This is a genomic window from Bradyrhizobium sp. MOS003, from assembly GCF_003020125.1.
Lineage (GTDB): Bacteria > Pseudomonadota > Alphaproteobacteria > Rhizobiales > Xanthobacteraceae > Bradyrhizobium.
In genome coordinates, this window is the sequence record NZ_PYFW01000003.1 from 803949 (window position 1) to 820907 (window position 16959).

Consider the following 16959-nt stretch of genomic DNA (forward strand, 5'->3'; position numbering starts at 1 on the left):
CCCCACTCAACTCGCTCCAGGCAGACCACCATGGGAATTGTTCGCTTCGCGCTACGGCTTCCGCACACATTCTATGTGCTAGCTGCGCTGATCCTTTTCCTCGGCGGGATCGCGATCCGCTCGATGCCCACCGATATTTTCCCGGAGATCAGGATCCCCGTCGTCACGGTCATCTGGAGCTACACCGGGCTCTCGACGCCGGAGATGGAACAGCGCGTCAGCACCTACAGCCAGTATTCGATCAGCGCCAATGTCAGCGGCATCAAGAATATCGAGGCGCAGACCCTCAACGGCCTGTCCGTTCAGAAGATCTACTTCCAGCCGGACGTCAATCTCGATCTCGCGATCTCGCAGATCGTCTCGGCGACCAACGCGATCCGCGCCCTGATGCCGCCGGGCATCCAGCCGCCGATCATCGTGCAGTTCAATGCGTCCAGCGTGCCCGTGCTGCAGCTCAGCCTCGAGTCGAACAGCCTCAACGAGCAGCAACTCTACGATTTCGGCATCTACCGCGTCCGCCAGCAGCTGGCGCCAGTTCCGGGCGTGACTCTGCCCACACCCGCGGGCGGCAAATACCGCCAGATCATGGTCGATCTCGATCCGAACAAGCTGCTGTCGCGCGGATTGACGCCGCTCGACATCGTCAATGCGGTGAACACCCAGAATCTGACGCTGCCGACCGGCACGACGAAGATCGGAGACACCCAGTATACCGTTCGCACCAATGCGACGCCGGCCACGATCCACGATCTCAACATGATCCCGGTGAAGTTCGCGAACGGGGCCACAATCTTCCTGAAGGACGTCGCCCAGGTCCGCGACGGCGCCCAGGTCCAGCAGAACATCGTGCGCGAGGACGGCCACCGCGCCGTCCTGCTCAGCGTCATCAAGAACGGCAATGCGTCCACGCTTGCCGTCGTCAACGGTGTGAAGGCGGCCTTGACGTCGATCCGCGCGTCGGCGCCGGCGGGGCTGAAGATCAACGAGCTGTTCGACCAGTCGATCTTCGTCACCCATTCGGTCGACGGCGTGCTGCGCGAGGGTGCGATCGCGGCGGGCCTGACCGCGCTGATGATCCTGGTGTTCCTGGGATCATGGCGATCGACGCTGGTCGTCCTGATCTCGATCCCGCTGGCGATGCTGTCGTCGCTGATCGTCCTGTATTTCCTCGGCGAAACCCTCAACACGATGACGCTCGGCGGGCTTGCCCTGGCGGTCGGTATTCTTGTCGACGATTCGACGGTGACGATCGAGAACACGCACCGGCTCTGGACCGAGGAAGGCATGCCGTTGTCGGAAGCGACCCTGCACGGGGGCGCAGAGATCGCGGTGCCGACGCTGGTCTCGACGCTCGCGATCAGTTGCGTGTTCACCTCGGTCGTATTTCTGGAGGGGCCGGCCAAGTATTTGTTCACGCCGCTTGGCCTCGCCGTGGTGTTCGCGATGCTGGCGTCCTACGGGTTGTCGCGGACGCTGACGCCGATCACCATCGGTTTGCTGCTGAAGGGCGAGCGGCGTCACGGCGGGGGCGAGCGCCCGTCGGGCATCTTCGCGCGCGCCTCGGCCATGTTCGAGCGCGGTTTCGAGCGCCTGCGCGACGGCTATTCCGATCTCCTGCTGAAATTGCTGAGGCGTCGCTCCGTCGTACCTATCGTCGCCGTGCTGGTGCTGGCGCTCGGAGCCACCATGTTCGTCTTCGTCGGCAGGGACTTCTATCCCCTGATCGACGGCGGCCAGATCCAGCTGCACGTTCGCGCGCCCGCGGGCACGCGAATCGAGCGCGCCGAAGCGATCTTCCAGGCAGTCGAGGACAAGATCCGCGAAGTCATTCCGGAGCGTGATCGGGCGTTGATCGTCGACAATATCGGCCTTCCGGCACGGGCCTACAATCTCGCATTCACCGACGGTTCGACAATCGGAGTGAACGACGGCACCATCCTGGTGTCACTGAAGGATGTGCACAAACCGACGGCCGATTACGTCAGGAAGTTGCGGCAGGTGCTGCCTTCGGCATTCCCGGAGGACGAATTCTATTTCCAGGCGGCCGACATCGTCACGCAGATCCTGAACTTCGGTCTTCCGGCGCAGATCGACGTCCGTACGGTCGGTTACGGCAACAACAATCTGGCCGTGGCCAAGGAACTCCAGAAGAGTGTTGCGGCGATTCCCGGCGTGGTCGATGCGCATCTGCAGCAGGAGGTCGATGCTCCCGCGCTCTATGCCGACATCGACCGCACCCGTGCGGCGCAGCTGGGCCTCAATGCCAGCACGGTCGCCACCAATATCAATGTCAGCCTCTCATCGTCCGCGCAGGTCTCGCCCAATTTCTGGACCGATCCGACGTCGGGCATCCCCTATTACCTGGCCGTGCAGACACCGGAATACAGGGCCAATTCTCTGAACGCCCTGGGCAACACGCCGGTGTCGGCCTCGCTCGCTGCGAGCGGGCAGACGGTGCCCGGCCTGCTCAGCAATGTCGCGACCTTCAAGCGTGGCACCGTCCCCACCAATTCGAACCAGGCCAATGTCCAGCCGGTGTACGACGTCTATGCGAGCGTGCAGGGCCGTGATCTCGGCAGCGTCGCAGCCGACATCGAGAAGGTGACGTCCACCCTGCAGAAGCAGCTTCAGCCGGGCAATTCCATTCAGGTTCTGGGACAGATCCAGAGCATGCATCAGTCGTTCCGCGATCTCGGACTCGGACTGCTGTTCGCGGCCATCCTCGTCTACCTGCTGATGGTCGTGAACTACCAGAACTTCGGCGATCCCTTCGTCGTCATCCTGGCCCTGCCGGCGACATTCTGCGGCATCGTGACGATGCTGTTTATCACCGGAACGACGCTCAACGTGCCCTCGCTGATGGGAGCCATCATGGCGATCGGCGTGGCCTCCGCAAATTCCATCCTGCTCGTGACCTTCGCGCGTGACGAGCAATTGAAGGGACATTCCGCGTTCCAGGCCGCGCTGAGCGCGGGCCGAACGAGGATCAGGCCCGTGCTGATGACCGCGGCGGCGATGATCGTGGGCATGATCCCGATGGCGATCGGCGGGCCCGGCGAGGAGCAGAATGCGGCGCTCGCGCGGGCGGTCATCGGCGGCCTGCTGTTCGCAACCCCGACGACCTTGCTGATCGTGCCTTATCTCTTTGCCATGCTGCGCAAGGGCAACGACGGCAAGCCTCGCCACGGCGTATTCGAGGAGCAACCGGAATGAGCGACGTTCGTGCAAGGACTGATGACGACGAGGCGAGAGACCGCGCGGGGGCGGAGAGCCTCCGGGTCGTGGAGCTGCCGGGCAAGGGTCCGCGATCCCGCCGCCGCTACGGCGGAGCATTGCTCGGAGGAGGTGTGCTCCTGCTGCTTGCCGGCGGTCTCGGCATCGGTGCCTGGCGGCACTACGAGGCCGCGCTTGTCGTTGCCGCGGTGGGAGAGCAGGTGCGGACCAACGTTCCGGAAGTTCGGGTGGCGACAGTCAAGCCCAGCGGCGACATCATGAAGGTGAGTCTGCCGGCGACGACGACCGCATTCGAGGCGGCCAACATCTTCGCGCGGACAAGCGGCTATATCGAGAAGCGCTACGTCGATATCGGTGATCGCGTCAAGAAGGGCGACCTCCTTGCGGAGATCACCGCGCCCGAGCTGGATCAGCAGATCGCGCAGGCGCAGGCGACGCTGGCGCAGGACCAGGCCGCGCTTCAGCAGGCGCAGGCAAGCCGGGAGCTCGCCGACGTCACCAATTCGCGCGACAGCAATCTCGTCAAGCAGGGCTGGTTGACGGCACAACAAGGCGACAACGATCGTCTCACCCTGCGCGCGCAGCAAGGCGCGGTGGGGGTCGCCCAATCGAACATCACTGCGCAGCAGGCGCAGATCCGCGTCCTCCAGCAGGAGAAGTCGTACCAGCGTGTGGTGGCGCCGTTCGACGGTGTGGTCACCCAGCGCAATGTGGACAATGGCAGCCTGGTGCAGGCAGGGTCGACCTTCATGTTCACGCTGATGCATTCCAACGTGATCCGGACCCAGGTGTTCGTGCCTCAGGACGAGGCGTTTGGCGTTGCTCCGGGCGTCGATGCGGACATCCGCGTCCCCGAGATTCCGGGGCGGACGTTTGCGGGCAAGGTCACACGGATCGCAACCGCGCTGCAGCCGGGGAGCCGGACGCTGCTGACCGAGATCGACGTTCCCAATCCCGACGGCCTGCTCAGTCCGGGCATCTATTGCACGGTCGAATTATCGATCCCTCGCAGGACGGCATCGATGACGATTCCCTCTGACGCGCTCGTCTTCGACCAGAACGGCCTCCATGTCGTGGTCGTACGGAACGGCACGGTTCATTTTCAGCAGGTCTCGATCTCTCGGGATTTCGGCACCCATGTGGAAGTGCGCGACGGCGTGCAGCCCAACGACCAGGTCGTGCTCAACCCCGCAGTCAATCTGGCAGAAGGCAGCAAGGTCGCCGTTCGCAAGACCGAGGTGAGCTAAGGACACGGATGATGGTGCGGATTGCGCTCGCAACGATGTTGGCTCTCCTGCTCGGAGTCTCTCCGGGCCAGGCACAGGTCGCTACGACCGGCAGCACGGCAATGGATCTGCCGACAGTGCCGGGTGCGATCGTGATTTCGCCGCTCAACAGTCCGGGCCCGTTTTCCGCGACGACTGTGCCGGGGGCTCCGGATACGACGCTGGCGCCTGTTCCGCTCGCCTCGGACCCGACCACGCCGGGGACGGTGGTCGCCTGTGCTCAGCCGTCGTCATCGCCCATCCCGGTGCCGGCTACGCCGAGCGTATCGGCCACGGGCGCTTCGACATCGAGCCTCGCGGCTGAGATTCTTCCGGTCACGGGACAGAACGGAAGCTCTATCGGAATAATCTCCGCGGCTGCGCCGGCTGGAACAAGCACGAGTGTCGCATGCAGCTCGATGCCGGGAGGGCAGGTGACGAGCGCTGCGTCTCTGCCGCTTTCGATTCCGCAAGTGGCGATGAGTCCCGCGCCCGGCACGATCGTGGCAGATACCGGCGGTGCCGGCGGCACAGGCATCGAACCGAATGCCGCGGTCGTACCCAGTCCGAACAGCTCGGCTTGCATGGAAGGCGTCTCGATGAATCTCGCTTCGCCTGCCACGGTGTTGGCGGCCAACGCTTCAGGCGCTGCGCCAACGCCGGGGGTATCGCCGATCCTGCCGCCGGGATGCTGAGGTGAAAATATGGGGGCGGCAGGACGGACGATGCTTGCTTGCGGCGTCCCGTCATCGACGCCCGTGTTCGCCGTCAAGATGCCCAGGGGTGAATACCGGCGCTGCCCCACCGGGTCGCTCGAGGCCCATTCGCCCGGCGGGCGTCAGCGCGCCACCATTCAGCACGTCGCGATCGGGGTACATCGATGCGAAAGCTGCCGGCTCCTGGTCGGCGAAAGACCAGGCCGCCGATGCGGACGATATCGTTGCCGTTGAGATCAGCGCTGCAGCGATCAAGACCTTGAATGCAGTCATAGCGATTCTCCATTAGCTACTGTGTGCGGAGAGGCGCGGGCGATGATCGCTGCTCGGCTAGTGGCGTTTCCGGAATTGTTCTGATGAGAGTCATGTAGGTAGTCCGGTCGAAGAGTCCCGCCGCATGTGCATCACTCTTGCGAGAAGATTTTGTCACGATTGTCAGAACGCTCGCGCTATTGTGCATGATCAAACGCGACCGGTGTTCGTTTCAGTGCGGCGGATCGTGTGAACATCTGGAGTGTCAGCAATGAGATTATTCCCTGTCGTTTGTGTTGCCGTCTGTATTGGACTGTCGGGCACCGCGTCAGCCCGCGGTGGTACGGGATCGCATATGTCGATGGGTGGCGGCGGTACGCTCGGTACGAGCGCTGCCGCGCCGGGAACGAACTCGCTCGGTACCGCACTTCCAGCGTCGGACGGCGGCGGCCACGTGACGAAAGGGCCGTTGCTCGGCACGGACCCGACCATCGACAAGGAAGACGCCCGGCTCGAGAAGATGCTGGAAGGATCGATCTGCCGCGGCTGCTGAAGAGCAGACGTCGCCGGCCTCGTTCGGAGAGCCTCCGATATGCGATCGATTGGAGGATAGGGCTGTCGAACCCGGCAGGTGATTCTCAAATCGCACGAGATATTTCGAGTAAGCCGCGAAGGCGGCGGATAGGCCTCCCGTTGGCCGTACGCGCCCAAACGTGCCTTCGTGAAATTGACGTTGGGTTTCAGAAGATCGTGACGGTGGCCGCCGGCTACAAGGAACCCGCACCGCTCGGCGAAACGGGCCGTGTGGCCGTCCGTAGGCGGCTTACGCATCGCGAGGACAAGTGATGAAGCAATCAGGCAACTTGCCGCGTTCGGGCTTCGGCTCGCTCGTATTGATTGCGGCTGTGCTCGGAGGCGGCGCCGCCGCGTTCGCATATACCGCAGGCTGGCTCTCGCCCGGGCGCCTCACCCCGGAGCGGATGATCGCGGCGCTGGCGCCTCCGGGAGGGGCGCCGCTGGGGCACCGGCGGAATCATGCCAAGGGAATCTGCTTCACCGGAGCCTTCGAGGCGAACGGAAACGGCGCCGAACTCTCTCGTGCCAGGATCTTTGAGCGCGGCAAGTATTTGGCGGTGGGCCGCTTCAATCTCGGCACCACAGATCCGAACGCCGTGGATGCAACCGCGCGCGTGCGGGGTTTGGGATTGCAGATCACCGCGGCGGACGGCGAAGAGTGGCGGATGGCGCTGATTAATCCGCCGTTTTTCGCGGTGTCCACGCCGCAAGCGTTCCACGACCTGCTGATTGCATCCGGCCAGAAAGATCCGGAAGCGATGAAGGCGTTCATCCAGTCCAATCCGGAATTCGCTGCCTTCGCGGCCTGGGCGAAGACGGCGCCCTGGACCGAGAGTTATGCCCAGGATGCTTACCACGGGCTCAACAGTTTCATCTTCACGGATGCACGCGGCGGCGAGCGGACGGTGCGATGGTCGTTGCTCCCGGCCGCTCCGGCCGTACCGATATCACAGGCCGAACTGGAAAGGCGCGGGCCGGATTTCCTCGAGCAGGAGATAACGGAGCGCATCCGCACCGACGGCCCGCAGCGCTGGACCATGGTCACGACGGTCGCCGGTCCCGGCGATCCCACCGCAGACCCGAGCAAGGCCTGGCCGGAGGGCCGCCGGACGGTGCAGGTCGGAACGCTCGTCGTGCAGCGGATCGAACAGGAGCGGGACGGGCCGTGTCGCGACATCAACTTCGATCCGACCGTGCTGCCGAAGGGAATTCGGGTGTCGGACGATCCGTTCCCGGCCGCGCGCTCGTCGGTCTACCGCAAATCCTACGATCTTCGTGCGGCAGAAGCCGGCAGCTATCCGCGAACCGAGGTCGCCAAGCCATGAGCAACGCGCATCATCGTTTCGCTCCGATCCAGCGGTTCTTGCACTGGCTGATGGCGGCTTGCATCATTGCCATGCTCTTCATCGGCGTCGGCATGGTATCCACGGTGGCACCGACATATCTGCCGCTGATCCTGATCCACAAGACGCTCGGTGTCACGCTTCTGGTCCTCGTCCTGATCAGGCTGGCGCTGCGGCTTCATTACGGCGCGCCGCCATTGCCGGAAGATCTTCCGCCGGCGATCAGGCTGGGAGCGCGATTGTCACATCTCGCGCTGTATGGCCTCATGATTGTCATGCCGCTGCTGGGTCTCGGTATGCTCTGGGCCGCGGCCTATCCGGTTGTCCTGTATGGCGGGATTGAAATTCCGGCGGTGCTGCCGCAGAGCGACCGCGCGCACACGCTGCTGTGGAGTGCTCATTTTTATCTGGGCTTCGCCTTCTTTGCCATCGTGCTGCTGCATCTGGCGGCGGCGCTGTTCCACGCCTTGGTTCGCCGTGATGGCGTGTTCGGGACGATGGCACTCTTCACACTGCGGAACAGGACGACGCCGTCGGAATGAACCCTTCGTGCGCCGACGAGGCGCGCCGCCGATCTTTTTCAATCTCCAACAAGGACGACGATCATGACGAAAGCAGATATCCAGACTCCGACGGATCTCGGGGCCAATGCGAACCGCGACATCCCAGCCGCGCTGAGAGCGTTGCTGGCTGACGTCTTCGCGCTGTACCTGAAAACCAAGAACTTTCACTGGCACGTGTCGGGCCGGCACTTTCGCGACTATCACCTGATGCTCGACGAGCAGTCCGAGCAGATCTTTGCCATGACCGACGATATTGCCGAACGGGCACGCAAGATCGGCGGAACGACTCTGCGCTCGATCGGCCAGATTGCGCGCGAGCAGCGCATTCTCGATAACGACGCCGACTATGTCGATCCGCAGGACATGCTCGCCGAGCTTCGCAGCGACAATCAGCAACTGACGCAGGAGATGCGTCGGGTCCACGAGCTCTGCGACGAATACGGCGATGTCGCGACCGCGAGCCTACTGGAGAACTGGATCGACGAGACGGAGCGGCGGATCTGGTTCCTCTACGAGAGCGGCCGAAGCGGTACGAACTCGTAAGGATTGGGTGGGTTCGTGCGGCCGATCGCACCACATCGAGGTCGCGATCGGTGACCGGAAAGGCAGCGATGATCGGTGCGTTGGTCGTCGTTGCCGTTTCTGCGCCGAACGCGCTCGCTATCCAGGCAGCGGATGAGGCGGGAATTACGCTTCTCGCCGTGGCCCGCGATGATGGATACGCCGTATTCTCGCATCCGCACCGCGTCCTTCTGCCGGAAGAAGCGGTGCCGCGCGCTGGCTGCTGACATCGCGGACCTGCAAACATGACGATACAAGCTGTATCAACGGAGCCTCTGACCAGGGCAAGCGTCAAGGCCGACGCTCCGGAGCAGTCACCGTCACTGGAAACATACGACGGGCCATCGATCAGTTGGTCGCGGCGTCGGATCGCGATGCGGCTCGCGGTGCACGAACCATGCTCGTGCTCTGCCTGATGTTCCTGTTGGGGGCCGCCGCCGGCGGCTGCGTGACGAGATGGCTGGGCGGGTGGAGCCTCCCTCTGCCGATCGCATCATCGGCATGGGTTCTCTGGCTCTGCCGCAAGCGAAGCTGTTCGTGATGACGTCACGCGCGCTCGTTGCGGGCGCCGCGCGTCTGCCGGCGGGTCCCCCTGCGGTCGATCGCTGTAGATCGCAGTAGGGCACGAACCACGGACAAGAAGAAAGGTGCCGGCTTCGGCACCTTTCTCGTTCCGGCCCCCGTATGGCCTTGCTTCAGGATTTGGGCATGACGCCGGGGCCGTTGTCCGGCCATTGAGCGATCAGCTTCTCGTCAATGTTGAAGTGCTGGGCCACCAGCTTGGGCGGCGTGTGTGTCAGCCAGTTGGAGAGCGAGACCTCCTCGTAGCGGGGCGCACGGAATACGCCGATGAATTGGAGTTCGGTGTCGCCGACATTCTCGACATAATGGCCGAGATTGCGCCGGACATAGCCGATGTCGCCGGCTGCGAAATCCGTCGTCCGCGCGTTCGGGCCGGTGTCGAACACCGTCATGCGCGCCTTACCCTTGATGTAGTACTGCCACTCGTCGGCGTTCGGATGCCAGTGCATCTCCCGGACCGCTCCCGGCGGCATCGTCACCAGTGCCGCGGCGATGGTCGTGGATACCTTGAAGTTGCTGCTGTCGGCGACGCGGATGCTGCCGGCGGAGCTCTCCTTCACCGGTGCCGAACTGGCGAGCGAATGGATGAACGGGTAGGGCGGTGCCTCCGCATGCTTGGCGACCGCCGCGCGATCCGCGGCGAGATCGCCGGGCACCGTTCCCTGGAAGATCCAGAGATTGTTCAGCGGAATCTTGGCGAAGGCGCCGGCCGGCACGCCGAAGTTCTTCGCCAGCACCTCGGGCGGCGTATGGGCAAGCCAGTCGGTCACCAGCAGCGTGTTGAACTCATTGGCGTGGCCGTCATCGAAGCAGATCACGAATTCGCAGCCGTCGGGACCCAATCCCTGCAGTGAATGCGGCGCGCCCGGCGGAAAATACCAGAGGTCGCCGGCCTTGAGGTCGCCGACATAAGGGCGCCCCTGCGTGTCGAGCACGGTGATGCGGCAGCTGCCATAGGTCATGATCGCCCATTCGGCCGCCTGATGCCAATGCAGCTCGCGGATGCCGCCGGCGGACAGCCGCATGTTGACGCCGGAGATCTCCTTCGAGATGGCGAAGTCCGCGACGGTGACCTGACGAGCCCAGCCGCCATTCTGGATGCGCCTCGGCGCATTGTTGAACGAGGCCCAATCCATCGCCTGGCCCCCAACGTCGGTCGCCGGCGGGGTTTGTGCGGAGGGGAATTGCTTTGCCAATTCAGGGTTTTGTGGACCGGGATCGGTCAGGCTGCCGGGGCTCCTGGCGTTGACGGCACCTTGCGGAGGCTCGTTCGGGTTGCCGAAGGTTGCGGCCTGCGCGCTGGAACCGACCATGGCGGCGCCTGCCGCGGACATTGCCAGCAAATCACGTCGTGAAAACATCTGGGGTCGCTCCTGAAAAAATGTCGAAGCCCTCCGTAGCGACGGGGCTCCAACCGCCAACCCTAGTTTTCGTTTGCCGTTTCAGCTTCCGGGAACGGCGTTGCTTTTGCCGGAATGCATGGCTGCAGCGACCAGCCCGCGACCCGCTCAGCTTTACGCCGTCATACAAGGGCGTCCCGATCCGCCTGGTGCGTTGGGCTGCTCCCGGAGGATAGCGGCAGCGTAAACCAGAAGCGGGCGCCGCCATCGGCGCCATGGCCGTGGGCGCCAATCCGGCCGCCGTGCGCCTCGACGATCGACCGGCAGATCGATAGTCCCATGCCCATCCCGCTGTCCTTGGTCGTGAAAAAGCTTTCGAACAACCGATCGAGATGTTCGGCGGCAATGCCGGGACCGTTGTCTTCCACGGAGCAGCACAGCGTGGCCGCGTCTTGCGTGACCGTGCTGATGACAATCCTGCGATCGCCATATCCAGCCTGCGTCAGCGCCTGCACCGCGTTGATGGTCAGGTTGACGATCACCTGTTGGAGCTGGGTGCGGTCACCGAGCACCTGTGGCGCGCTCGGCTCGGGTTGGTGCAAAATGCTCACGCTGCGGGATTCCATCTCGTGTCGCAGGAAGAGAAGCGCTTCGCGGATGATCGCGTCGAACGACAGCGATGCCTGCTCGGGCACTTTCCGGGAAGCCATCCCGTGAACGCGCGCCACGATGTTCGCGGCGCGCTGAGCATCCACGACGATGTTCTCGATGGTCTTGCGGATCTCGACGATATCGGGCGTGGGCCTGTTCAGCCACCGCAGCCCGGCGGCGCCGTTGGTTGCGATGGCGGCCAGCGGCTGGTTGACCTCGTGCGCGATCGAGGCGGTGAGCTCGCCGAGCATCGAGACGCGCGCGGCATGCGCGAACTCAGCCCGTACCTGCTGGAGCTTCTGCTGGGCGCGAACACGCTGTGAGATGTCGATGGTGCCGACCAGGCTGATTTCGAGGTCGATGATGGGGCCGACGCGGGCCGTCGTGAAGAGGACGTCGACGATACGGCCGTCCCAGGTGACCATCTGGGTCTCTTCCTCGAAGTTCGTCTCGCCGCGATAGCGTGACTCCATGGCCCGCCGGAACGTATCGGGACGTTCCTTCCAGGTCTCGGCCATGGAAGGTCCGACATAGTCGCTGACGCCGCCTCCGAACATCTGGACGGCCCGTTCGTTGGCCTCCTGAAACGAGAGCGCGTCCATGCAGGTCCGGAGGAACTCGGGATGGCTGTCGAAATAGGGGCCGAGGTCCTTGACCCCTTCGCGGCGCAATTTACGGAACAGCACGACCAGCCTGCTGGCGTCGAGCTGATGGAATGCGATCGGCATGCGGCTGAACAGATGGCGATATCGCTGCTCGCTCCGCTCCAGCTCGGTATGGGCCTTCTTCCGGGCGGTGATGGTCAGGCTGATCACCACGAGCGAAGCCGTTATTGAGGCGGCGAATGCGATCGATGTGAAATTGAAGCCGAGCAGGGAAGACGTGAACGACAACAAGCTCAGGGCAACACTACCCCACGCCCACAGTGGAGCGCGATTCCGCTTGGGCCAGCCTGGGAGTACGCGGCGCCACCATCGCTGGGGCTTTACGGGCGTGGAGCCGTCCAGGCGTTCGAGCGTCATACGAAATGTCTAACGCGACGTTGAAGGGCCGTCTTTTGCAATCTGGCAGGTCCCTTGTCAAAGCGCACGAGGTCGAGATCGGCTGCTCGCCGGCCGCGAGGCTAGGCCATCTCTGCTGTTGGTTTTGTCACGTCGAACCGCCGCTCGAACTCGGCGACATCGACTACGCCGCGCCGATGGGTGCCGTCGCCGATCTTGCGGCTGCCCTCCCAGGCCTCGATTTCGAACAGCACGCTCTTGGCCTCGACCGCGATCACCCGCGCGATCGCGCGCACCGTGCGGCCGACCGGCGTTGCGGCGAGGTGGCGGATATTGACCATCATCCCGACGCTGACATGGCCTGCGGGCAGGAACGGCTGCACCGCCGATCCGGCGGCCATTTCCATGTGCAGGATCATCATCGGCGTGCCGTAGACCGCCGGCATGCCTGGTATCACGTGGCCGACCGTCATCTCGGGCGTGACGGCCACCAGTCTCTCTGCGGTCATGCCGGCCGTCACCTTCTCAAGCGGATTCATGGCTCAGTTCCGTATCTGCCCCGGTTGTCGAGAGTGTGGGTGTCGCGGCCGCCCGCGGCTTGCGCCCGGTGAACCAGTTGCCGAGCTTGTCAAGATAGAGATAGACCACGGGCGTGGTGTAGAGCGTCAGGATCTGCGAGAGCATCAGGCCGCCGACGATGGTGTAGCCGAGCGGCTGGCGCAACTCCGCGCCGGTACCGGTGCCGAGCATCAGCGGCACGCCGCCGAGCAGCGCGGCCATCGTCGTCATCAGGATCGGGCGGAAGCGCAGCGTGCAGGCCTGGTAGATCGCCTCTTCCGGGCTGAGCCCGCGCTCGCGTTCCACCTCCAGAGCGAAATCGACCAGCATGATGCCGTTCTTCTTGACGATGCCGATCAGCAGGATGATGCCGATGATCGCGATGACGCTGAGATCCGTGTGGACGGCGAGTAGCAGCAGCAGCGCACCGATGCCAGCAGAGGGCAGCGTCGACAGGATCGTGATCGGATGGATCAGGCTCTCATAGAGCACGCCGAGAATGATGTAGATCACGATCAGTGCCGCCCCGATCAACAGCGGCGTGCCCGACAGCGAGGACTGGAAGGCCTGCGCATTGCCCTGGAACGATGTCGACAGCGAGGCGGGCTTACCGATCTCCTTCTCGATCTTCTGGACCGCCGTCACCGCATCGCCGAGCGCCGCGCCGGGCCGCAGGTTGAACGAGATCGTGACCGAGGGGAACAGGCTCTGGTGATTGATCAGGATGGGCGCTGGCTTGATGACGGCGTGGACCAGCGTGCTCAGGGGGACCTGCTGGCCGCCAGCCGAGTTCAGGTAGATGTCCTTGAGCGCCTCGGGTCCGTATTGAAACTTCGGATCGACCTCCATCACGACGTGATACTGGTTCAGCGAGGTGAACATGGTGGAGACGATACGCTGGCCGAAGGCGTCGTCGAGGGCGTTGTCGATCGTCGTCGGCAGGATGCCGAAGCTGGAGGCGACTTCCCGATTGACGGTGACTTCGAGCCTCGGACCGGCATTGGCCTGGTCGCTCGCGACGTCGGTGATGAGGTCGAGCGCGCGGAGCTTTGCCAGGAAGGTTGCCGACCAGTTGGTGAGCTCGTTGGAATCTGCGTCCGTCAGCGTGTATTGATACTGCGTCTTCGACAGCCGTGCCCCGATGGTGATGTCCTGAGCAGCCTGCATGTAGAGCCTGATGCCCTGGATGTGGGCCAGCCTGGGCCCCAGCCGCTCGATCACCTGATCGGCGCTGGCCTTGCGCTCGGGCTTCGGCTTCAGGACGATGAAGATGCGTCCCTGATTGAGCGTTGCCGTCGGTCCGCCCGGACCGATATAGCTCGCCACCGACTGGATCGCCGGATCTTTCGAGAGGATGTCGACGATCGCCTGCTGACGTTCGGACATCGCGGGGAAGGAGATGTCCTGGGCAGCCTCGGTGATGCCGACGATCTGCCCGGTGTCCTGCTGCGGGAAGAAGCCTTTCGGGATGATCACGTACAGATAGCCGGTCAGTGCGATGGTCGAGAGCATCACCAGCAGCGTCGCGAAGCGATGGTGCAGAACGATCCGCAGGCCTCTCGCATAGAGTGAAAGCAGCGCGTCGAATCCCCGTTCGAAGGCGAGATAGAGCCGGCCGTGCTTCTTTCGGGATTGATCCTTCAGCAGCCGCGCGCACATCATCGGCGTCAGTGTGAGCGAGATGACCAGAGACAGCAGCAGCGCTGCGGTGATCGTGACTGCGAACTCCTGGAATAGCTTGCCGACGTAGCCTCCCATCAGGAACAGCGGGATGAACACCGCGATCAGCGACAGGGTGATGGAGACGATGGTGAAGCCGATCTCGCGGGAGCCCTTCAGCGCCGCCTCCATCGGCGTCATGCCCTGCTCGAGATGGCGTACGATGTTCTCGATGACCACGACGGCATCGTCGACCACGAATCCGACCGCGATCGAGAGCGCCATCAGCGAAAGATTGTCCAGGCTGTAGCCGAGCACGTAGAGAACCGCGAACGTGCCGATCAGCGCCAACGGAACCGTGATCGCCGGAATGACGGTGGCCCAGAAATTCCGCAGGAACAGGAAGATGACCATCACCACCAGTGCGACCGTCAGCATCAGCGTGAACTGGACGTCGGAGACCGCGGCGCGGATGGTGGCGGTTCGGTCGGCGGCGATCGTCACCTTGATCGCTGGCGGTACGGAGGCCTGCAGCTGCGGCAGCAACGTCTTGATCCGGTCGACGGTCTGGATCACGTTGGCGCCGGGCACGCGCTGGACTGCCAGAATGATGGCGCGCTCTTTGCCGTACCAGCCGGCCAGCAGGTCGTTCTCGGGTCCTTCGACCGCCGTGCCGATATCGCGTATGCGCACCGGCGAACCGTTGCGGTAGGCGATGATGAGGTCCTCATAGGCCGATGGTTTCAGGAGCTGATCGTTGGTGTTCAACGTGTAGGTCACGCGCGGGCTGTTGAGCGTGCCCTTCGGCAGGTCGACATTGGCACCGGCGATCACGTTGCGGACGTCTTCGAGGCCGATGCCGCGGGCGGCGAGCGCCTGCGGATTGACGCGGACACGGATTGCGGGCTTCTGCTGGCCGCCGATGCCGACCAGCCCCACGCCCGGCACCTGCGAGATCTTCGGCAGCAGGATGTTTTCTGCGTAGGCATCCACCGTGGTCAGCGGTAACGAGTCCGAGGTCAGTGCGATCAGCATGATCGGCGTCTCCGCCGGGTTCACCTTTCGGATGGTCGGGGGGTACGGGATGTTCGGCGGCAGGAAGGGGCTCGCGGCGTTGATCGCGGCCAGCACGTCGACCGCGGCGCTGTCTACCGTGCGCGACAACTCGAACTGCACTGTGAGCTGTGCCACGCCGAGTGCGCTGGACGAGGTGAGCTGCGTGATGCCGGGAATCTGGCTGAGCTGCTGTTCGAGCGGCGTGGCCAGGGACGACGCGATCGTGCCGGGGTCCGCGCCCGGCAGTTGCGCCGAGATCTGGATGGTCGGGTAGTTGACGTTCGGCAGCGCGCCGACCGGCAGCAGCGGATAGGCCGCAAGGCCGCACAACAGCAAGCCGGCCATCAGCAGTGCAGTCGCGATCGGCCGCAGGATGAAGGGCGCGGAGAGGTTCATGGGAGCGCGTCCTGCACGGCGCTTTGCAGATCGGCTTCGCGTGCCGCCTTGCCGTGCAGCTCTCTGACGCGGCTTCCTTCGGTCAACCGATACTGGCCATCGACCACGACGACGTCGCCCGACTTCAAGCCCTGATCGATCAGAGCCTGCCCGTCGCTGATCTCGACCACGTGAACGGGACGCAAGGTGGCCGTCTGGTCGGCAGACACGACGTAGACATAGCTGCCGTTCGGACCTTGCTGAACTGCCGATCCAGCGACCGTGAGGGCATCCTTGCGGGTTTCCAGCAGCAGGCGCGCGTTCACCAGCTGCCCCGGCCACAGCCGGTGCTCATGGTTCGGGAACACCGCCTTGAGCTGGACGGTGCCGGTGGTCCCCGCGATCTCGTTGTTGACCAGCAGCAGCGTGCCCTCATCGAGCTTCATCTTGTTGTCCTGGCTGTAGGCGATGACCTTCAGCGCTCCCTTCGCGGCCTGCTCCTGGATTGCGGGCAGATCCGCCTGCGGCAGGGTGAACAGCAGCGAGATCGGTTCGATCTGGGTGACGACGACGAGACCGTTCGGATCGGTCGGATGAATCACGTTGCCGACGTCGATCTGGCGGACACCCGTGATGCCGGGGATCGCCGACGTCAGGCGCGTGTAGCTGAGCTGGACATTGGCTTGATCGATTTGCGCCTCGTCGGCCTTCACGGCGGCCTTGAGCTGCGCGACCTGCGCCGTCTGCGTTTCGATCAGTTGCGGGGTCGCATAACCCTTGTCGCCGAGCTGATTGTAGCGTGAAAGATTGGCCTCGGCGTTCACGAGCTGCGCCTGGTCCCTGTCGCGGTTCGCCGTCAATTGCTCGATCTGTGCCTGGTAAGGACGAGGATCGATTTGGGCGAGAAGGTCGCCGGCCTTGACGGTCTGGCCCTCGGTGAAGGCGATCTTGACGATCTGTCCCTGGATCTGGCTGCGCACCACGTCGGTATTGTAGGCGATCACCGTGCCGATGCCGCGCAGATAGATCGGAACATCCTTGCCGGTGACGGCGGCAGCAACCACTGGCACGGCGGCGGGCAGCGGCGCGGCGGTGACGATCGGCTTCCTGTCGCTGCCGAAAAGCCAAAATCCTCCGCCGATCACGATCGCGGCGAGAGCAACGAGTGCAATGATGAGGCTCCGTTTCACGGCGATGATCCTCCTTGATTTCCGGGATTGCCGGAGC

General features: G+C 63.8%; 14 protein-coding genes and 1 pseudogene. 8 read left to right on the forward strand and 7 right to left on the reverse strand.

The features are described from left to right. The first annotated feature begins 30 nt into the window (after window positions 1–30). Entirely contained in the window at window positions 31–3213 is a 3183-nt protein-coding gene (locus C7G42_RS18525; protein ID WP_106950364.1) for an efflux RND transporter permease subunit, read from the forward strand. After that, on the forward strand, window positions 3210–4481 hold the full coding sequence (locus tag C7G42_RS18530) for an efflux RND transporter periplasmic adaptor subunit (RefSeq protein ID WP_106950365.1): 1272 nt from the start codon (window positions 3210–3212) through the stop codon (window positions 4479–4481). Before C7G42_RS18525 ends, C7G42_RS18530 begins: the two co-directional genes overlap by 4 nt. A 259-nt stretch (window positions 4482–4740) precedes the next feature. Here C7G42_RS18530 and C7G42_RS35860 read toward each other — a convergent pair whose 3' ends face one another. Next, window positions 4741–5085 carry a hypothetical protein gene (locus C7G42_RS35860; protein ID WP_245427785.1) on the reverse strand — a complete coding sequence of 115 codons (345 nt, stop codon included), beginning with the start codon at window positions 5083–5085 and terminating at the stop codon, window positions 4741–4743. A gap of 160 nt (window positions 5086–5245) precedes the next feature. Further along, complete coding sequence (locus C7G42_RS18540; protein ID WP_106950366.1) at window positions 5246–5488, reverse strand: hypothetical protein; 243 nt, start codon at window positions 5486–5488, stop codon at window positions 5246–5248. Between the two features lie 250 nt (window positions 5489–5738). Here C7G42_RS18540 and C7G42_RS18545 point away from each other — a divergent pair, with 250 nt between their 5' ends. The 6 genes and pseudogenes from C7G42_RS18545 (at window position 5739) to C7G42_RS36245 (ending at window position 9051) form a co-directional block, all read left to right on the forward strand. Further along, window positions 5739–6020, forward strand: a complete 282-nt coding sequence (locus C7G42_RS18545) for a hypothetical protein (RefSeq protein ID WP_106950367.1) — start codon at window positions 5739–5741, stop codon at window positions 6018–6020. 292 nt (window positions 6021–6312) lie between these two features. Then, window positions 6313–7368, forward strand: a complete 1056-nt coding sequence (locus C7G42_RS18550; protein WP_106950368.1) for a catalase family peroxidase — start codon at window positions 6313–6315, stop codon at window positions 7366–7368. Beyond that, the gene (locus C7G42_RS18555) at window positions 7365–7928 is read left to right on the forward strand and encodes a cytochrome b (protein WP_106950369.1); all 564 of its coding nucleotides are present in this window, start codon (window positions 7365–7367) and stop codon (window positions 7926–7928) included. Before C7G42_RS18550 ends, C7G42_RS18555 begins: the two co-directional genes overlap by 4 nt. Window positions 7929–7991: 63 nt before the next feature. Beyond that, window positions 7992–8492 (forward strand): Dps family protein, encoded by a 501-nt coding sequence (locus C7G42_RS18560; protein WP_106950370.1) that lies wholly within the window; start codon window positions 7992–7994, stop codon window positions 8490–8492. Between the two features lie 32 nt (window positions 8493–8524). Next, a pseudogene (locus C7G42_RS18565) lies at window positions 8525–8737 on the forward strand (formate dehydrogenase accessory sulfurtransferase FdhD); the annotation flags it as partial. Between the two features lie 35 nt (window positions 8738–8772). Beyond that, a complete protein-coding gene (locus C7G42_RS36245) occupies window positions 8773–9051 on the forward strand; it encodes a DUF1275 family protein (protein WP_502694217.1) in 279 nt (92 codons plus the stop codon). A gap of 154 nt (window positions 9052–9205) precedes the next feature. On the opposite strand, the gene C7G42_RS18575 is transcribed toward C7G42_RS36245, so the two are convergent. The 5 genes from C7G42_RS18575 to C7G42_RS18595 all read right to left on the reverse strand — a co-directional run bounded on the left by C7G42_RS18575 (window position 9206) and on the right by C7G42_RS18595 (window position 16922). Next, window positions 9206–10453 (reverse strand): oxalate decarboxylase family bicupin, encoded by a 1248-nt coding sequence (locus C7G42_RS18575; protein WP_106950372.1) that lies wholly within the window; start codon window positions 10451–10453, stop codon window positions 9206–9208. 161 nt (window positions 10454–10614) lie between these two features. Further along, on the reverse strand, window positions 10615–12105 hold the full coding sequence (locus C7G42_RS18580; protein ID WP_106950373.1) for a sensor histidine kinase: 1491 nt from the start codon (window positions 12103–12105) through the stop codon (window positions 10615–10617). 101 nt (window positions 12106–12206) lie between these two features. Continuing rightward, window positions 12207–12623 carry a thioesterase family protein gene (locus C7G42_RS18585; protein ID WP_106950374.1) on the reverse strand — a complete coding sequence of 139 codons (417 nt, stop codon included), beginning with the start codon at window positions 12621–12623 and terminating at the stop codon, window positions 12207–12209. Beyond that, window positions 12610–15753, reverse strand: coding sequence for an efflux RND transporter permease subunit (locus C7G42_RS18590; protein WP_106950375.1), 3144 nt, complete (start codon window positions 15751–15753; stop codon window positions 12610–12612). The genes C7G42_RS18585 and C7G42_RS18590 overlap by 14 nt, the downstream gene beginning before the upstream one ends. Next, entirely contained in the window at window positions 15750–16922 is a 1173-nt protein-coding gene (locus C7G42_RS18595) for an efflux RND transporter periplasmic adaptor subunit (RefSeq protein WP_106950376.1), read from the reverse strand. Before C7G42_RS18595 ends, C7G42_RS18590 begins: the two co-directional genes overlap by 4 nt. Window positions 16923–16959 lie beyond the last annotated feature (37 nt).

Coding starts and splice junctions, on each gene's coding strand:
- C7G42_RS18525 (WP_106950364.1), top strand. CDS start 31: ATGGGAATTGTTCGCTTCGCGCTACGGCTTCCGCACACATTCTATGTG.
- C7G42_RS18530 (WP_106950365.1), top strand. CDS start 3,210: ATGAGCGACGTTCGTGCAAGGACTGATGACGACGAGGCGAGAGACCGC.
- C7G42_RS35860 (WP_245427785.1), bottom strand. CDS start 5,085: ATGCAAGCCGAGCTGTTCGGACTGGGTACGACCGCGGCATTCGGTTCG.
- C7G42_RS18540 (WP_106950366.1), bottom strand. CDS start 5,488: ATGACTGCATTCAAGGTCTTGATCGCTGCAGCGCTGATCTCAACGGCA.
- C7G42_RS18545 (WP_106950367.1), top strand. CDS start 5,739: ATGAGATTATTCCCTGTCGTTTGTGTTGCCGTCTGTATTGGACTGTCG.
- C7G42_RS18550 (WP_106950368.1), top strand. CDS start 6,313: ATGAAGCAATCAGGCAACTTGCCGCGTTCGGGCTTCGGCTCGCTCGTA.
- C7G42_RS18555 (WP_106950369.1), top strand. CDS start 7,365: ATGAGCAACGCGCATCATCGTTTCGCTCCGATCCAGCGGTTCTTGCAC.
- C7G42_RS18560 (WP_106950370.1), top strand. CDS start 7,992: ATGACGAAAGCAGATATCCAGACTCCGACGGATCTCGGGGCCAATGCG.
- C7G42_RS18575 (WP_106950372.1), bottom strand. CDS start 10,453: ATGTTTTCACGACGTGATTTGCTGGCAATGTCCGCGGCAGGCGCCGCC.
- C7G42_RS18580 (WP_106950373.1), bottom strand. CDS start 12,105: ATGACGCTCGAACGCCTGGACGGCTCCACGCCCGTAAAGCCCCAGCGA.
- C7G42_RS18585 (WP_106950374.1), bottom strand. CDS start 12,623: ATGAATCCGCTTGAGAAGGTGACGGCCGGCATGACCGCAGAGAGACTG.
- C7G42_RS18590 (WP_106950375.1), bottom strand. CDS start 15,753: ATGAACCTCTCCGCGCCCTTCATCCTGCGGCCGATCGCGACTGCACTG.